Origin of the sequence: Streptomyces sp. R-74717 (assembly GCF_047305335.1) — a bacterium.
Taxonomy (GTDB): Bacteria; Actinomycetota; Actinomycetes; order Streptomycetales; family Streptomycetaceae; genus Streptomyces; species Streptomyces atratus.
In genome coordinates this window covers 7229810-7246539 of the sequence record NZ_CP102361.1, presented here as the reverse complement: position 1 = coordinate 7246539, position 16730 = coordinate 7229810, and the positions used below count along the sequence as shown (strand labels likewise).

Sequence of the window (16730 nt, the reverse complement as noted above, 5' to 3'; positions counted from 1 at the left end):
ATCAGTTGAAGGCCCAGGGCAGCGGTGTGGTGTCGGTGCCCCAGTAGAGGGACTTCTGCCGCTGGTAGCCGCGGATCAGATCGCGGCCCTTCTCGGTGCCGATGCCGCTGTCCTTCAGCCCGCCGAACGGGGTGGAGATGCTGAACTGCTTGTACGTGTTGATCCAGACGGTTCCCGCGTCGATCCGGCGGGCCAGCCGCCAGGCCCTGGCGTGGTCCCGGGTCCAGATGCCGCAGGCGAGTCCGTAGACGCTGTCGTTGGCCTGGGCGACGAGGTCGTCCTCGTCGTCGAAGGGCAGGGCGACGACGACCGGGCCGAAGATCTCCTCCTGGCAGACGCGGGCGGTGTTGGGCAGGCCGTCCAGGACGGTGGGGAGGTAGTAGGCGCCGTCGCGGTAGAGGTCGCCGTCGGGTACCGCTCCCCCGCATCGCACGGTGCCGCCCTCCTCGCGGGCCAGGTCCACGTACGCGGCGACGCTGTCGCGGTGCTTGTGGTGGACGAGCGGGGCGACCTGGGTGTCCGGGTCGGCGCCGGGTCCTATGCGCAACTTCTGGGTACGGGCGACGAGTTCGCCGACGAACTCCTCGTAGCGTGCACGGGCGACGAAGAGCCGTGAACCTGCGATGCAGCTCTGCCCGCTGGACGAGAAGACGCCGTACATGACACCCGCCAGGGCCTGCTCCAGGTCGGCGTCCTCCAGGACGATCGTCGGGGACTTTCCGCCGAGTTCCAGCGACACGGGGATCAGCTTGTCGGCGGCGACGTGCGCGAGGGTTCGCCCGGTGTTCGTACCCCCGGTGAAGGTGATCTTCCCGACGGCCGGGTGGCGGACGATCGCGTCGCCGATGACGCTGCCACGGCCCGGCAGCACGGAGAGCAGCGCGGCCGGCAGACCTGCTTCGGTCAGGGCCCGGTGGACGAGACGGCCCAGGGCGAGGGCTACGAGCGGGGTCCATTCGGCGGGCTTGAGGAGCACTGCGTTGCCCGCGGCGAGTGCGGGGGCGAGCTTCTGGGCGTCGCTGGCGATGGGCGAGTTCCAGGGGGTGATCGCGCCGACGACGCCGATCGGCTCATGGACGCTCATCGTGACGTACGGGCCGCGGGACGGGGTGATCGCGTCCTCGGCGGTCTCCAGCGCGGCGGCGGTGTAGCGGAAGGTGCCGGCCGCGCTGAGCACGAGGGCGCGGGTCTCGGTGCGGCACTTGCCGGTGTCGGCGGTCTGGAGTGCGCAGAGCCGGTCGGCGTCCTGTTCGACGAGGTCGGCGATGCGGTGGAGCAGCCTGGCTCGGAGGTGGGCGGGCAGCTCGCGCCAGGCGGGGTCCTGGGCGGCGTGCGCGGCGGCGGTGGCGGCCTCCTCGACATCGGCGAGGGATGCGGCGTGCACGGTGGCGATGACCTGGCCTGTGGCCGGGTCGACGGTCTCGATGAGGGCACCGCGGCCCTGTCGCCACTGTCCCGCGACCAACGCCTCGTCCAACACCTCGTCGGCAAGCATCAGTTGGCCTCCTGCTGTCGAATCGGTTACCTCAGAGCTAAAAATCTAAGCGCTTAAGTAATCGACCGCAAGACCCCCAGGCAAAATCTCCTTTGCCCTGGAGGTCTTGACGGCGACCACCGGCGAGCCGGTAAAACTTAAGCACTAAGAAACTAGGCACTTACAGAGAACAGTGGCCGGAGAACGGCGACGGAGAACAGTGGGCGAGTTCACAAGCTCACGAGCCCCGCACGGGCGCCCACACCCGTACGCTCGGCTCACCCTCGTACCCCACTGAACTCTTCTACGCCTGGCTCCCCAACGGCTCCGCCCCCACACGGAGCAGGAGGAACCCCGGATGAGCACCGACATCTCGCAGGACGCCTCGCCCGAAGCCGCACGGGCCCGGGCCACCCGCGCGTCCATCGCCGCCCGCTTCGAACGGCTGCCGCTCTCCCGCTGGCATGTCACCGTCCGGCTCATCGTCGGCGTGGTCACCTTCTTCGAGGCCTTCGACCAGCTGCTGATCGCGTACGCCCTGCCGGAGCTCCGCCGGGAGTGGCACCTGACCACCGGTGACGCGACGGCGGTGCTCACGGTCGGCTCGGTCGGCATGCTCATCGGCGCCCTGCTGTCGGGCCGTCTGGCCGACCGGTTCGGCCGGGTCAGGGTGATCACGTACTGCGTGGCCGCCTCGGGCGCGGTCAGCCTGGCCCTCACCGCGTGCACCTCACCGACCCCGTTCCTGGCACTGCGCTTCGTGCAGGGTCTGGCGATCGGCGGCGAGGTGCCGGTGGCGGCGGCATTCATCAGTGAGATCACCCGGAGCTTCAAGCGTGGCCGCTTCGTCCTGCTGTACGAACTGGTCTTCCCGGCCGGTCTGACGATCGGCGCCCTGGCCGCGGCCTGGGTGGTTCCGGCGGCCGGCTGGCGCGCGATGTTCGCGATCGCCGCCGTGCCCGGGCTGCTCGCCTTCCTCGTCCAGCGCAAGGTCCCCGAGTCACCGCGCTGGCTGGCGGACCGGGGCCGGTTGACGGAGGCCGAGACGGTGATGGCCGGAATCGAGGCGAAGGTATCGGCGGCGACGGGCGAACCGTTGCCGCCCCTGGGCACCCCCGAGACCGTTCCGGCCCCCTCGATGTCGACGAATCCCGTCCCTTCAGGCATGCGCGGCCTGTTCACCGGCCGCTACCGCCGCCGCACAATCGTCGTCGGCGCGATCTGGTTCACCGGTTACTTCGTGAATTACGGCATCACGTCGTGGCTGCCCAGCATCTACGAGGACGAGTACGGCCTCACCCTCTCCGACGCCCTGCTGTACTCCACCGTCACCTCGGTCGCGGGCCTGCTCGGCTGCCTCGTGGTTGCCCTCACTGTGGACGTCCTGGGCCGCCGCAAGATCATCGCGATCTTCCTGGGCGGCGCGGCGGCACTCCTGCTCACCCTCGCCGCGCTGGGAGCCCACACGCCCGCCCAGGTCCTGATCTGGACCTCCCTGTCGGCGGTCGGCTTCTTCGGCGCCAACATCTGCCTGTACCTGTACACACCGGAGCTGTACCCGACGAGGATGCGCGCCCTGGGCTGCAGCGTGGGCGGCGCGGTCAACCGCCTGGGCGTGATCCTGGGCCCGATCCTTGTCGGCACGGTGTACGCGGCCGGGGACGGCGTCGCGCCGGTGTTCGTGATGCTGGGGGCGGTGGCACTGGTGGGCGCGGTGGTGGCGGGCGCGTTCGCGGAGGAGACGGCGAACCGCCCGCTGGAGGAGATCTCGCCGTGAGGGACGCTCCCCCCGTCACTCCCGGTCGCCGCGGAGCATCCGGTACTCGCCGTCGGGCGTGACGACATGCGGGTCGAGCTGGATGCAATGGATGACGTGAGTGGCGTTTCCCGTAGTCCCCTTGACAGTTCTGGCAGGATGCACGGCTGATGAGTGAGATTGCGGGCTGTGTCCTGTGCGGCGGAACGGTCGCTCCCGATGGGTACTGCTGGGACTGCGGTGCGGCCCAGCCGTCGTTTCGCTCGCGCGTGGAGATCACGGCCGACGGCGGTGCTGCGGGGATCAGCGACCGCGGCCGGCACCGCGGCATCAATGCGGACGCGATGGCACTGTCCACGGTCGGCAGTTGGACGGTCGGGGTCGTCTGCGACGGCGTGTCCATGTCGCCACGGTCGGAGCGAGCGGCCCAGGTCGCGGCCGAGGTCGGCGTGACGGTTCTGGCGGCGCGGCTGCGGGAAGGTGTTCTGCCGGAGATCGCGCTCGGTGACTCCGCCAGGCGCGCGGCGCGCGCTGTTGCCGGCCTGGCGGCGTCGGTGCATGCCGCACCCGCCTGCACGTATGTCGCCGGTATCGCGGGCCCGGAAGGCATCTGGAGTGCCTGGATCGGCGACAGCCGTGCCTACTGGCTGCCGGACGAAGGGCCAGGGATGGCGCTGACCGAGGACGACACGGGCCGGCACGAGGCACTCTCCGCGTGGCTGGGAGCCGACGCCGGCGAACCAGCACCGCACATCCGGAGCTACCGGCCCTCGGTGCCCGGTCGGCTGTTGCTGTGCACCGATGGGCTGTGGCGTTATCTGCCCGATGTCGCCGCACTGCGGGGCGTGCTCCCTCGTCGCCCGATCGCGCCGTCGGCCGGCAGCGACCTTCTGGAGGACACCCGGTCGCTGGTCCGGTACGCCCTTGACGCAGGCGGGCACGACAACATCACCGCGCTCCTCATCCCGGTCGCACCGGCCGCGCCCACTGCGACCGTGACCGGCCACCAGCGGCAGTCAGCGGCGGTGCTCCCGCCCAGAGGTCCGGTTCCGCTCCCTCGGGACAAGGGTTGACGCCTGCGGCTAATCACATTAGCTTTATGGCTATATTCATTAGCCTCGGAGGGTGGACATGCCCGAGTTCTTGACGATTGGCAGCGGACAGCTCGCGTACGAAGTGACCGGCGAGGGCCCGCTGATCGTGCTGGCCCACGGCATGGGCGACAACAGGGCGGCCTACCGAGATGTGGCTTCCCGGCTGGCGGCGGCCGGATTGCGGGTTGCCGTCATGGACCAGCGCGGCCACGGTGAGTCCAGTACCGACTGGGCGTCCTACACCCGCACCGACGCGGCGGCCGACGTCCTCGCCCTGATCAGGCGCCTGGGCGGCCCCGCCGTCGTCGTGGGCCACTCCTTCGCCGGCGGCGCCGCCACCATCGCCGCGGCCCGGGAGCCCGAACTGGTCAGCGCCATCGTCGAAATCAGCCCGTTCACCCGCGCACAGAAGATCAGCCCGAGTGCTCTGATGTCCCACGCCCGCTACCGCAAGGGCATGAGCCTGCTCATGGGCGCCGGCCTGCTGCGCAGCGTCGGGCTGTGGAAGCGCTACCTCGACCATGCCTACCCGGGAGTCAAGCCCGCCGGTCATGCCGGCCATGTCGCCGCCCTCGACGCCGACCTGCGCAGGCCCGGCCGGATGGCCGTCGTCAGCAAGATGGGCATGTCCGCGCCCACGGACGCCGGTGCCTGTCTCGACGCCATCCAGTGCCCCGCCCTGGTCATCGAGGGCACGCTCGACCCCGACTGGGCCGACCCCAGGGCCGAGGGAGAGGGCATCGTGGCCGACATGCCCGCAGGGCTCGGCCGGCTCGAGATGATCGAGGGAGCCGGTCACTACGCGCACGTCCAGTTCCCGGACGAAGTCGCCACTGCCATCCTGGCCTTCCTCAAGGTCGGCGCGCGTGGCTAGGGCAGCGCTCACCACGGATGCCGTCGTCGATTTCGCTCTGCTGATCATCGACGAGAGCGGCCCCGCCGCCCTGACCTTGTCGGCGGTGGCCGGCCGGGCAGGCGTCGCCACCCCGTCCCTCTACAAGCACGTGCGCAATCTGGCCGAGTTGCGCGACCTCATGTCGGCGCGGATCATGAACGAGATCGCGGACCAGGTCGGCGAGGCCGTGCTGGGCCGCTCCGCCGACGAGGCGATCCGCGCGCTCATGATGGCCTGGCGGCACTACGCACTGCGGCACCCGCACCGCTACTCGGCACTGATCCAGACGCCCGAGCCGCGCACGGTAGAGGCCGGGACGCGACTGATCAACATCATGCTCGCCACTTTCCGCGCGTACGGAATGGCAGACTCCGCAGCGATCCACGCAGCCCGCTGCCTGCGCGCGGCCGTCCACGGCTTCGCGGTCCTGGAGGCCGAGGGCGCGTTCGGGCTCCCGGAGAAGCTGGACGAGAGCTACGACCTGCTGATCCACATGATGATCACAGGCCTGCACGCACCTCGCTGATCAGGCCATGATGAGAGACCTCTGACCAAACGCATGACAGAGCCGCATCATCAACGACAGCCGAGCTCGGCGGGAGTATCGGGGCAGATGGACCATATGGGGCAGGCAGTGGCCGAAGTGGTGCGTGGGGCTACGGGGGCGGACGCGGACGTCGCACGGCGGCGGGCCGTGGGGGTCGTGCCATGGGGAGTGGCGGCGGGTGCGGCTGCCTGGTGTCTCGCGGGGAGCCGGCGCGCCGCGCACATGGAGAACTACGCCTGGAACGTCTGGACTCCGATCGGTTACGGCGCGGTCAAGGGTGTGTTCCTGGGGCTGCTGGCCGGCTGGTGCGCCGTGCTGAGCCTCCGGGCCGGCCGGGCGGCCTGCCGGAGGGAGGACAGCGGGGCAGCGCGTTTCGCGGGGCTGGTCTTCGGCGGCGGGCTGCTGGGCGGGCTGGTGCCCGGGTCGGTCCGGGACTTCATGGGTACGCCACAGCCGCGGACCCTGTACTACTTCGATGGACCGAGGCCCGAATCGGAGTGGTACTGGCGGCCGTTGCTGTCCGAATGGCTGACCTACACGGTGCTGCCGGCACTGGGCTGCGCGGTGCTTCTGACGGTGGGTGCTCTGGTGTCCGCCCGGTCCTCGCGCCGCGAAAGCGCCGGCTGGGCGGTGCCCGCCCTGGTGGGAGCGGGACTGCTGTTCCTCCCCCACTACGCGGCCGCCGGGCTGCCCACGCCACAGGGCAACGGCGACCATGTCAACGAGTCGGCCTCGGCCGGGCTCGTCGTCGTGGCCACGGGACTCGGTCTGCTGGTGAGTGCCTGGGTGGCGTGGTCGAGGCGCAAGCGGTCGGCCGCCCGGTCCGGCCCGTATCCGTCGCACCGGGCGGGCGAACCGCCCTCAGCTCAATGAGAAGAAGTGGAGAGCGATTACCGCCAGTCCCCGACTCCCCCGACCACCGGGAGCGCCCCCGGTGGTCACAGCCTCGGCTGTCGGCCCGCAGGGATCACCCCCCGGCCCCGTTCACGACCCGGCGCCGGTCTCCCCGTTCGTCGCCGACTCCTCCGCGATCCGTTCATGGTGGCGGATGACCTCCGCCACGATGAAGTTCAGCAGCTTCTCCGCGAAGGCCGGATCCAGATGCGCGCTCTCCGCCAGCTGCCTCAGCCGGGCGATCTGCCGGCTCTCGCGGGCCGGGTCGGCCGGGGGGAGCTGATGGGCGGCCTTGAGGTGGCCGACCTGCTGGGTGCACTTGAAGCGCTCGGCGAGCATATGGACAACAGCGGCGTCAATGTTGTCGATGCTCTCGCGCAGCCGGTTCAGTTCCGCGCTCACGGACTCGTCGATGTCCCTCGTGGTCATGGTCAGCGAGCTTAGACGGCCGGGCCCAGGGGGGTGATCCTCGGTGGGTGTTCCGGGTCCGGGACCTGGTCGCTCCAGCCGCCCGGGACGCTGCGACCCTGCTGATCACGGAACCGGACCGGGGCGGTGCCGACCCGGCGGGCGAAGAGGCGGGAGAAGTAGGCCGGGTCGTCGTAGCCGACGCGTCGGGCGACCGCGGCGACCGGCAGGTCGGTGGCGGCGAGGAGTTCCTTGGCGCGGCCGAGCCGGATGCCGAGGAGGTAGTCCTTCGGGCTGCAGCCCGCGCCCCGCCGTACCGCCGTACGCAGTTCGGCGGGTGTCATTCCGTGCCGGGCCGCATGCTCGGCGACGGAGAGCGGCTGGAAGGCGTCACGGGCGAGGGCCTGCAGGACCGGGTCGCCGTCGGGGCTGACATCGGCGCGGGCCCGGCGCAGGGCGACGAGGAGTTCATGCACGGCGGCGCCGGTCTCGACCTCCAGCAACGGGTTGCCGCGCCGTGCCGCGCGCACCATCCGCCCCACCGCGGCGCGGGGGCCCGCCGTGTCGGCGAGCGGGACGAGCGGGCGGTCCGGCTCGATGTAGCCGAGCTCGGTGTACGTGGCGGTGGCGGGGCCGGTGAAGTCGACGAAGCTCTCGTCCCAGCCGGTGCCGGGATCGGCGCCGTAGTGGTGCGGGGTGCCGGGGGTCAGCCAGATCAGGCTGGGTGCGATGACGGGCACCCGGCGGCCGTCGGCTCCGATGAACCAGCCACTGCCGGAGTTGATGACGACGGCCACATGGTGGTCCAGGGTGCGCGGGCCGACCGTCGGCAGGGCGCCGTGCTGCAGCCCCACGCCCAGACAGACGAGGCCCAGCCGGTGGTGGAGCGGGCTGGGAGTGAAGAAGCGCATCCAGGTGTGGTACATCGGCCTTCCTTCCTCCCCCTTCTTCTTTGGCGTGGGTCCGACAGTTTCTTTGGCGTTGGTCCCAACAGTTCACGTCCGAACAATTGTGTCCAAACAGCAGTGATCTTTGTCCATGGACCGGCCGCACGCCAGGGGGCAAAGGTTGGTTGCAACATTCCTCCCGGGTTCGCCCGCTCCGTGGTGCGTGCCGTCGTGCGATCCCTGGGCGGCGCGGCCCCGGGGGACCGCACGCACAGGAGAGTATGAGCACGATGGCTGACTTCACCGTGGGGGACGACCACTTCCGGCTCGACGGGAAGCCCGTACGGCTGCTGTCGGGGGCCCTGCACTATTTCCGGGTCCACGAGGCGCAGTGGGATCACCGGCTGTCGATGCTGCGCGCCATGGGTCTCAACTGTGTCGAGACATATGTGCCGTGGAATCTCCATGAGCCGGAGCCCGGCCGCTTCCGGGACGTGGAGTCGCTGGGCCGGTTCCTGGACGCGGCGCAGCGTGCCGGGCTGTGGGCGATCGTCCGCCCGGGACCGTACATCTGTGCCGAGTGGGAGAACGGTGGTCTGCCGGCCTGGGTGACAGGGCGGTTCGGGCGACGGGTGCGGACCCGTGACGAGGAGTACCTGGGTGCCGTGGAGCGGTGGTTCACGGCGCTGCTGCCGCAGGTGGTGCAGCGGCAGATCGGACGCGGCGGCCCGGTGATCATGGTTCAGGCGGAGAACGAGTACGGGAGCTACGGCACCGATCGGGTCTATCTGCAGCGGGTGGCCGGGATGCTGCGGGAGCGCGGGGTGACCGTGCCGCTGTTCACCTCCGACGGGCCGGAGGACCACATGCTCACCGGCGGCTCCGTGCCGGGGCTGCTCGCCACGGTGAACTTCGGGTCGGGTGCGCGGGAGGCGTTCGAGGTGCTGCGCCGCCATCAGCCGAAGGGGCCGCTGATGTGCATGGAGTTCTGGTGCGGGTGGTTCGAGCACTGGGGTGCTGCGCCGGCGGTACGGGATCCGGCGGAGGCCGCGGAGGCCCTGCGGGAGATTCTGGAGTGCGGGGCGTCGGTGAATGTCTACATGGCGCACGGGGGGACGAATTTTGCGGGCTGGGCGGGGGCGAACCGCTCGGGTCCGGTGCAGGACCAGGATCTTCAGCCGACGGTGACGTCGTACGACTACGATGCGCCGATCGACGAGTACGGGCGGCCGACGGAGAAGTTCTGGCTGTTCCGGAAGGTCCTGGCGGAGTTTGCGGACGGTCCGCTTCCGGAGCTGCCGCCGGAGCCGGTCGGGCCCCCGGCGCCGGTGCGGGCAGAGCTGACCGAGTGGGCGCCCCTGTCGGTGGCCCTGGAGGTTCTGGGCGACCCGGAACAGGCGGAATCCGGTGTTCCGCCGACGTTCGAGGAGCTGGGCGTGGACCGGGGCCTGGTGCGGTACGAGGTCACCGTTCCGGGTTTGCGACGCCCGTACGCGCTGGGTGTGTCCGGGCTCCGGGACCGTGCGGTGGTGTATGTGAACGGCGTCCGGCAAGGTGTGCTGAGCGGCGAGAGCGCCACCCTCGACGAGCCGGTGGCCGGGCCCGCGGAGGTCGAGCTGTGGGTGGAGTCGCTGGGCCGGGTCAATTACGGGCCGCGGCTGGGTGAGCCGAAGGGCATCACGGGCGGCGTCCGGCACGAGCGGCAGTATCTGCACGGGGTACGGGCGCGGGGGCTGCGACTGGCCGCCTTCGAGGAGCCGGGCGCGGTGGACGCGGTGCCTTTCGGAGGAGTCGCCGAGCGGGGCCGTGCCGGGCTGTACCGGGGTTCGTTCGAGTCGGCGGAGTCGGGACTCGCGGGTCTTCCGGATCACGCGGGGCTCGAACTGCCGGGCTGGACACGCGGGTTCGTGTGGGTGAACGGTTTCTGTCTGGGCCGGTACTGGTCGGCGGGTCCGCAGCGGACGCTGTATGTGCCGGGTCCGGTGCTGCGGGAGGGCGTCAACGAGGTGTGGGTTCTGGAGGTGGAGGGCGCCGGGGATCCGTGGGTGGAGCTGGGTCCGGGTGTGCCCGTCCGGACGGGCACACCCGGGGGTGCTCAAAGCTGATGCGGTGGGGCCGGCCGAGGCGTCAGAGTGCGGCCGCCGCGGAGGCGATGTTGGCGGCGAAAGTCGAGACCTCGCTGTACACACCCGGGTAGCCGGGCTCGGCGCAGCCCTGGCCCCAGCTGACGATGCCCACCTGGATCCAGGCTCCGGCGTTGTCCTTGCGGAACATGGGGCCGCCGGAGTCGCCCTGGCAGGTGTCCACGCCGCCCGTGTCGATCAGGCCGGCACAGATCTCGTCGCCGGGGACGAGGTCGCTGCCGTATGCGCCCTGGCAGTCGGCGTCGGAGACGAACGGCACGGTGGCCTTCAGCAGATACCGCTGCTGGCTTCCGCCCTCGGTGGCGGCGCCCCAGCCTGCGATGGTGAAGGTGCCGTTGTTGTACGTGGTGTTGGTGGCGATCTTCAGGGTGGGCAGGTCGATGGGCTTGGCGAGCTTGATCAGCGCCCAGTCCTTGCCCTGGCCGTTGTAGCCGGGGGCCTGGAGGACCTTGGTGGACTTGACCTTGATCGCGCTGGACGACTGGAGGTCGACGACGCCCGCGGTGGCGGTGATGGAGGTGTTGTTGCCCGAACCGTCCACACAGTGCGCGGCGGTGAGGACGATGTCCTTGGCGTAGAGAGCGCCGCCACAGCCCATCGACAGCCGGACCATGAACGGGAATTCACCCTGGGCGGCGCGGGTTCCGCCGACGACCGGGGTGGGGGCCGCGGACGCGCCGGCGGGCTGGAGGCTGACGGCCGCGAGGACCACCGCGGCTATGACGGAGCATCTCTTCACGGCACGCAGAAGCTGCTTCAACGGATTGCCTTCTCTCGTGGGGGGTTGCACATGGGGGTGCGTGCCCTCGCCCGGGGTCCTGGCCACGGGCAGCACAGCCCCGTTGGTCATGCCCCCGACAAAGACATGATTCGGATTATCGGGAAGTGATCACGGCCCCCACAAGGTTTACTTTTCGGCCAAGATCACTCACATCGCTGCGGCTACAGTGGAGGCCGGTCGATCGTCGCGGATGGGGGCGGGGACGTGGCGGACAGCAGCCGGGACAACAGCCAGGACCACGGCCGGGGCGGCAAAAGTCCGGTCGTCCGCGGCTTCCCTCATCTCGACACCGTCCGGTCCGCGATCACGGCGCTGTACCGGAGGCTGTCGTACGACGGTGTCCGCGGCTACGCCACGAGCCTCGCCCCCGCCGACGCCGCCTTCTCCGACCAGGACGATCTGTACCTCGGCGCCCAGCGGGTGGCGCGGGCCATGGTCCAGCATCTGCACCTGCCGGACGCCCGCATGATCGTCGGCTTCCGGGCGATGGAACACGCCGCCGGTGTCGAACTCGCCGCGGGGCCCGAGTACTTCATCGAACTCAACGACCGCTTCCGCACCCATCGCAGGGACATCGGCGCCGCGCTCTCGCACGAGGTCATGCATGTGCTGCTGCACCGCCTCGACCTGGAGTTCCCCGGTACGCGCGACAACGAGATCCTCACCGACACCGCGACGACGTATCTGGGCGCGGGCTGGCTGCTGCTGGACGCCTTCCGTGAGGACGCCGTCTCCAGCCAGAAGCTCGGCTATCTCACCCCGGAGGAGTTCGGATACGTCCTCGCCAAGCGGGCGTTCGCCTTCGATGAGGATCCCTCCCCGTGGTTCACGAGTCCGCAGGCGTACACGGCGTACACGAAGGGGCACGCCCAGGCCCTCCGCGACACCCGGCAGCCACCCCTCGCGGCGGCCGGCTGGGCGGGCCGGCACCGCTACGCCAAGGACCGGCGGTACGCCCAGGACCATCCGGGTGCGGGAGCGGCCCCGGGCCCCGACGCCCCATACACCTTCGAGAACGGCCCGCAAGGACTCCGGGTCTCCTTCGCCTGCCCCACCTGCCACCAGCGCATCCGCGTTCCGGTACGCGGCCGGGTACGGGCCCGGTGCGGGTTGTGCCGGACGGTCCTGGACTGCAGCACCTGAAGCAACCGGGGCTGCGGGAAGGGGCGGGCGGGAGAAAGCCCGCCGCAGGCGCCCGCCCCCGAACCCCCGCGCCTCGAACGCCGGAGAGAATGAAACGCCGGAGAGAATGAACAGTCAGCCTCACCGGCGGCTGGATTTCGCCCCGTACACCGGCTGCGCCGGCTCCGCCTCCGACAGCAGCTTCCGTGCCGCTTCCCCCGCCTCCGCCGGCACCCACCGCGCCCCCCGGTCCGCGGTGGGACCGGGGCGCCAGCCCTCCATGACCGTGATCCGGCCGGCCTCCGCCTCGAAGACCCGCCCGGTGACCCCGTCGCTCGCGGCCGAGCCGAGCCACACCACCAGCGGGGACACATTCTCGGGGGCCATCGCGTCGAACTCCCCCTCCCCCGGCGCCGCCATCGTCTCCGCGAACGTCTGCTCGGTCATCCGGGTCCGTGCCGCCGGGGCAATCGCGTTGACCTGGACCCCGTACCGTCCCATCTCCGCGGCCGCGACGAGCGTCAGGCCCACGATGCCTGCCTTCGCAGCGGAGTAATTGCCCTGTCCGACGCTCCCGAGCAGCCCCGCACCGGAGCTTGTATTGACCACCCGGGCCACCGGCGCGCGGCCCGCCTTCGCCTCGGCCCGCCAGTGCGCGGCGGCATGCTTCAGTGGCAGGAAATGGCCCCTCAGATGGACCCGCATCACCGCGTCCCAGTCGTCCTCGTCCAGATTCACCAGCATCCGGTCGCGCAGGAATCCGGCGTTGTTGACCAGCGTGTCCAGCCGCCCGAAAGTCTCCAGCGCGGCAGTGACCAGCGACGCCGCCCCCTCCGTCGTGGCGATGTCGCCCCCGTGGGCGACCGCTTCGCCGCCCGCCGCCACGATCTCGTCGACCACCTGCCGGGCCGGACCGGCCGAGCCCCCGTCGCCGTCCGGGCCGACACCGAGATCGTTGACCACGACCTTTGCCCCCTCGGCGGCGAAGGCGAGCGCGTGGGCGCGGCCGAGCCCGCGCCCGGCACCCGTCACGATGACGACGCGCCCGTCGCACAGCCCACCGACGCCTCCTCCGTCGTTTCCCCCGACGCCTCCCTCTTCGCTTCCCCTTTCACTTCCCCTGTCCCGTCCGTCGCTGCTTGCGGTCATCACACATCTCCTTGTTGGCGATGCGGGGGCAGGCTGCTACCTTCCACACCTAACAAATGTTTGGTGGAAAGGTAGCTGATTCGCCCATGGGTGTCTCCACCGCAAGTCCCGGCAAGGGCATCTGCCTCGTCACCGTCGACTACCCGCCCGTCAACGCGCTGCCCGTACAGGGCTGGTACGACCTCGCCGACGCCCTCCGTGCCGCGGGCCGCGATCCCGAGGTCCGCTGTGTCGTGCTGGCCGCCGCCGGGCGTGGATTCAACGCGGGCGTCGACATCAAGGAGATGCAGCGCGACACCGGTCACGCCGCCCTGATCGGCGCCAACCGCGGCTGCTACGAGGCGTTTTCGGCCGTGTACGAGTGCGAGGTCCCGGTCGTCGCCGCGGTGAACGGCTTCTGCCTCGGCGGCGGCATCGGCCTCATCGGCAACGCGGACGTGATCGTGGCGAGCGACGATGCGGCATTCGGCCTGCCCGAGCTGGACCGGGGCGCGCTCGGCGCCGCCACCCATCTCGCCCGGCTCGTGCCGCAGCACCTGATGCGCGCGCTGTACTACACCTCACGCACCGCCACCGCCGCAGAACTGCACGCCCACGGCTCGGTCTGGAAAGTCGTACCGCGCGATGAACTCCTGGATACAGCATTGGAGTTGGCGGGCGAGATCGCCCGTAAGGACGGATATCTGATCCGGCTGGCCAAGGCCGCCATCAACGGCATCGACCCGGTGGACGTACGCCGCAGCTACCGCTTCGAGCAGGGCTTCACCTTCGAGGCCAATCTCAGCGGTGTCGCCGACCGTGTCCGCGACACCTTCGGCAAGGAGGCATGACCGTGAGCGGAATCGGTACCGACATGAGGACCGACAAGACCATGACAGCGCAGGACGTCGTCTCCCGGCTCAGCAGCGGGATGACGATCGGCATCGGCGGCTGGGGCTCCCGCCGAAAGCCGATGGCACTGGTCCGGGCGCTGCTCCGCTCCGGGATCACCGATCTGACCGTGGTCTCGTACGGCGGCCCCGACGTCGGCCTGCTCGCCGCGGCCGGCAAGATCCGCAAACTGGTCGCGGCCTTCGCCACACTCGACTCGATCCCGCTCGAACCCCACTTCAGGGCGGCCCGCCAGCGCGGCGCGTTCGAGCTGATGGAGGTCGACGAGGCCATGTTCATGTGGGGGCTGCACGCCGCCGCGAACCGGCTGCCGTTCCTCCCCGTCCGCGCCGGTATCGGTTCGGACGTGATGCGGGTCAACCCGGGCCTGCGTACGGTCACTTCGCCGTACGCGGACGGCGAGGAGTTCGTCGCGATGCCCGCCCTGCGGATGGACGCGGCGCTGGTCCACATGAACCGCGCCGACCGGTTCGGCAACGGTCAGTACCTCGGTCCCGACCCGTACTTCGACGACCTGTTCTGCGAGGCCGCCGACAACGCGTACGTCTCCTGCGAACGCCTGGTGGAAACTGCCGAGTTGACCGAGAAGGCGGCCCCGCAGACCCTTCTCGTCAAGCGGCACTCCGTCACCGGCGTCGTCGAGACCCCGAACGGCGCGCACTTCACCTCCTGCGTCCCCGACCACCCGCGCGACGAGGCGTTCCAGAAGGCGTACGCGACCGCGGCCGCCGACCCCGACGCCTGGGCGGCCTTCAGCGACCGCTTCCTGCCCGCACAGGGCGACGAGAAGAGCTATCAGTCGGCCGTCCAGACCTGGCACGAGGAGCAGAAGTGAGCAACCGGAGCGTGACCCGGGCCGAGTACTGCGTGATCGCCTGCGCCGATGCCTGGCGCGACAACGGGGAGGTGCTCGCCAGCCCGATGGGACTCGTCCCGTCCGTCGGCGCCCGGCTCGCCAAGCGCACCTTCTCGCCCGATCTGCTGCTCACCGACGGCGAGGCGCTGATCGTCGGCCCGGACGGCACGACGGAGGGCTGGCTGCCGTACCGCCAACACCTCACCATGGTCACGGGCGGCAGGCGTCACGTGATGATGGGGGCGAGCCAGATCGACCGGTTCGGCAACCAGAACATCTCCTGCATCGGCGACTGGGAACAGCCCACCCGCCAACTCCTCGGCGTACGCGGCGCCCCGGTCAACACCCTGAACAACCCGGTCAGTTACTGGGTTCCCAAGCACTCCACCCGGGTCTTCGTCGAGCGCGTCGACATGATCTGCGGGGTCGGTCACGACAGTGCCGCGGCGGCCGGTCCGTCGGCGACCCGCTATCACCGCATCCCGCGCGTCGTCACCGATCTCGGCGTCCTCGACTTCGCGACCCCGGACCGTTCGATGCGCCTCGCCTCGCTGCACCCCGGCGTCACCGTCGGCGAGGTCCGCGAGGCCACCGGCTTCGTGCTCACGATCCCGGACGACGTCCCGTACACCCGGGAGCCGACCGCCGAGGAGCTGGGCCTGATCCGCGAGGTCATCGACCCGAAGGGCACCCGGAACCGCGAGGTCGGGGTCTGATGCGGACCGCGCTCACGGATCTCGTCGGCGTCCGCCACCCCGTGGTCCAGACCGGCATGGGCTGGGTCGCGGGCCCCCGCCTGGTCTCCGCCACGGCCCGCGCGGGCGCGCTCGGCATCCTGGCCTCCGCGACGATGACCGTGGAGCAGCTGCGGGCAGCGGTACGGGAGGTCAAGTCCCGTACGGACGAGCCGTTCGGCGTCAATCTGCGCGCCGACGCCGGTGATGCGCGCGAGCGGGTACGGATCATCGTCGACGAGGGCGTGAAGGTGGCGTCCTTCGCGCTGGCCCCTTCGAAGGAGCTCATCGCCGAGCTGAAGGACGCAGGTGTGGTCGTGATCCCGTCGATCGGTGCCCGGCGCCATGCCGAGAAGGTCGCGGCGTGGGGCGCGGACGCGGTGATCGTGCAGGGCGGCGAGGGCGGCGGCCACACCGGTGATGTGGCAACCACCGTGCTGCTGCCCCAGGTCGTCGACGCGGTGGACATCCCGGTGATCGCGGCGGGCGGCTTCCACGACGGCCGGGGCCTGGTCGCTGCGCTGGCGTACGGGGCGGCAGGCATCGCGATGGGTACGCGGTTCCTGCTGACATCGGACTCGACCGTGCCGGACGCGGTGAAGGCCCGCTATTTGACGGCGGGCGTCAAGGACGTAACGGTCACCACGGCGGTGGACGGGCTCCCGCACCGGATGCTGCGTACGGAGATGGTCGCCGCGCTGGAGAACGCGGGCCGGATCCGGGCGTTGGCCCAGGCGGTGCGCCGGGCGGCGGGATTCAAGCGGATCTCCGGAATCGGCTGGTCCCGGATGGTACGAGACGGTCTCGCGATGAAGCACGGCAAGGACCTGTCCTGGAGCCAGGTCCTGCTGGCCGCCAACACCCCGATGCTCCTGAAGGCGTCCATGGTCGACGGCCGCACGGATCTGGGCGTGATGGCATCGGGCCAGGTGGCGGGCCTGATCGAGGATCTGCCCAGCTGTGCGGAGCTGGTGGAGCGGGTGATGGAGGAGGCCTGCGCGGCGCTGGGAGCGGTGTCGGGTGCCATGAGCCCGTCCGGCGATTGAGGAGCCGGGTGCGGCGCAATTCAAGCCCGGGTCCGTCCGATTGCCGTCGTGT

16 protein-coding genes are annotated in these 16730 nt (G+C 70.5%); 11 read left to right on the top strand and 5 right to left on the bottom strand.

Going from position 1 to position 16730, the window contains the following annotated elements; translation table 11 throughout:
- Position 1 precedes the first annotated feature (1 nt).
- Positions 2-1495 carry an aldehyde dehydrogenase gene (locus tag NRF20_RS33190; RefSeq protein WP_398629564.1) on the bottom strand — a complete coding sequence of 498 codons (1494 nt, stop codon included), beginning with the start codon at positions 1493-1495 and terminating at the stop codon, positions 2-4.
- 337 nt (positions 1496-1832) lie between these two features.
- Between NRF20_RS33190 and NRF20_RS33185 the strand changes: the two genes are divergently transcribed.
- The 5 genes from NRF20_RS33185 (at position 1833) to NRF20_RS33165 (ending at position 6639) form a co-directional block, all read left to right on the top strand.
- Positions 1833-3251: an MFS transporter gene (locus tag NRF20_RS33185; RefSeq protein ID WP_413753810.1), complete on the top strand. Its 1419-nt coding sequence runs from the start codon at positions 1833-1835 to the stop codon at positions 3249-3251.
- A gap of 149 nt (positions 3252-3400) precedes the next feature.
- Positions 3401-4303: a PP2C family protein-serine/threonine phosphatase gene (locus tag NRF20_RS33180; protein ID WP_413753809.1), complete on the top strand. Its 903-nt coding sequence runs from the start codon at positions 3401-3403 to the stop codon at positions 4301-4303.
- 58 nt (positions 4304-4361) lie between these two features.
- A complete protein-coding gene (locus NRF20_RS33175; protein ID WP_413753808.1) occupies positions 4362-5198 on the top strand; it encodes an alpha/beta fold hydrolase in 837 nt (278 codons plus the stop codon).
- Positions 5191-5745, top strand: a complete 555-nt coding sequence (locus NRF20_RS33170) for a TetR/AcrR family transcriptional regulator (RefSeq protein WP_398629568.1) — start codon at positions 5191-5193, stop codon at positions 5743-5745. Before NRF20_RS33175 ends, NRF20_RS33170 begins: the two co-directional genes overlap by 8 nt.
- An 87-nt stretch (positions 5746-5832) precedes the next feature.
- Positions 5833-6639, top strand: a complete 807-nt coding sequence (locus tag NRF20_RS33165; protein WP_413753807.1) for a hypothetical protein — start codon at positions 5833-5835, stop codon at positions 6637-6639.
- Positions 6640-6750: 111 nt separating this feature from the next.
- Here NRF20_RS33165 and NRF20_RS33160 read toward each other — a convergent pair whose 3' ends face one another.
- Both NRF20_RS33160 and NRF20_RS33155 read right to left on the bottom strand, forming a co-directional pair.
- Positions 6751-7089, bottom strand: coding sequence for a chorismate mutase (locus tag NRF20_RS33160; RefSeq protein ID WP_114243997.1), 339 nt, complete (start codon positions 7087-7089; stop codon positions 6751-6753).
- An 11-nt stretch (positions 7090-7100) separates the two neighbouring features.
- Entirely contained in the window at positions 7101-7994 is an 894-nt protein-coding gene (locus NRF20_RS33155; RefSeq protein ID WP_266362107.1) for a helix-turn-helix domain-containing protein, read from the bottom strand.
- Positions 7995-8245: 251 nt separating this feature from the next.
- Between NRF20_RS33155 and NRF20_RS33150 the strand changes: the two genes are divergently transcribed.
- A complete protein-coding gene (locus tag NRF20_RS33150) occupies positions 8246-10060 on the top strand; it encodes a glycoside hydrolase family 35 protein (protein ID WP_413754635.1) in 1815 nt (604 codons plus the stop codon).
- A gap of 22 nt (positions 10061-10082) precedes the next feature.
- Here the strand turns inward: NRF20_RS33150 and NRF20_RS33145 are convergent, their stop codons facing one another.
- Positions 10083-10859 (bottom strand): S1 family peptidase, encoded by a 777-nt coding sequence (locus NRF20_RS33145; protein WP_398629571.1) that lies wholly within the window; start codon positions 10857-10859, stop codon positions 10083-10085.
- A gap of 225 nt (positions 10860-11084) precedes the next feature.
- Between NRF20_RS33145 and NRF20_RS33140 the strand changes: the two genes are divergently transcribed.
- The gene (locus tag NRF20_RS33140) at positions 11085-12023 is read left to right on the top strand and encodes a hypothetical protein (RefSeq protein ID WP_398629572.1); all 939 of its coding nucleotides are present in this window, start codon (positions 11085-11087) and stop codon (positions 12021-12023) included.
- 120 nt (positions 12024-12143) lie between these two features.
- Here the strand turns inward: NRF20_RS33140 and NRF20_RS33135 are convergent, their stop codons facing one another.
- On the bottom strand, positions 12144-13151 hold the full coding sequence (locus NRF20_RS33135; RefSeq protein WP_398629573.1) for an SDR family oxidoreductase: 1008 nt from the start codon (positions 13149-13151) through the stop codon (positions 12144-12146).
- Positions 13152-13237: 86 nt separating this feature from the next.
- Here NRF20_RS33135 and NRF20_RS33130 point away from each other — a divergent pair, with 86 nt between their 5' ends.
- Genes NRF20_RS33130 through NRF20_RS33115 form a run of 4 tightly spaced genes read left to right on the top strand, consistent with a single transcriptional unit; the run spans position 13238 to position 16678 of the window.
- Entirely contained in the window at positions 13238-13981 is a 744-nt protein-coding gene (locus tag NRF20_RS33130; RefSeq protein WP_398629574.1) for an enoyl-CoA hydratase family protein, read from the top strand.
- 23 nt (positions 13982-14004) lie between these two features.
- Positions 14005-14877 (top strand): CoA transferase subunit A, encoded by an 873-nt coding sequence (locus tag NRF20_RS33125; protein ID WP_114248930.1) that lies wholly within the window; start codon positions 14005-14007, stop codon positions 14875-14877.
- On the top strand, positions 14874-15614 hold the full coding sequence (locus tag NRF20_RS33120) for a CoA-transferase subunit beta (protein ID WP_398629575.1): 741 nt from the start codon (positions 14874-14876) through the stop codon (positions 15612-15614). The genes NRF20_RS33125 and NRF20_RS33120 overlap by 4 nt, the downstream gene beginning before the upstream one ends.
- Positions 15614-16678: an NAD(P)H-dependent flavin oxidoreductase gene (locus NRF20_RS33115; RefSeq protein WP_398629576.1), complete on the top strand. Its 1065-nt coding sequence runs from the start codon at positions 15614-15616 to the stop codon at positions 16676-16678. The genes NRF20_RS33120 and NRF20_RS33115 overlap by 1 nt, the downstream gene beginning before the upstream one ends.
- Positions 16679-16730: the final 52 nt, after the last annotated feature.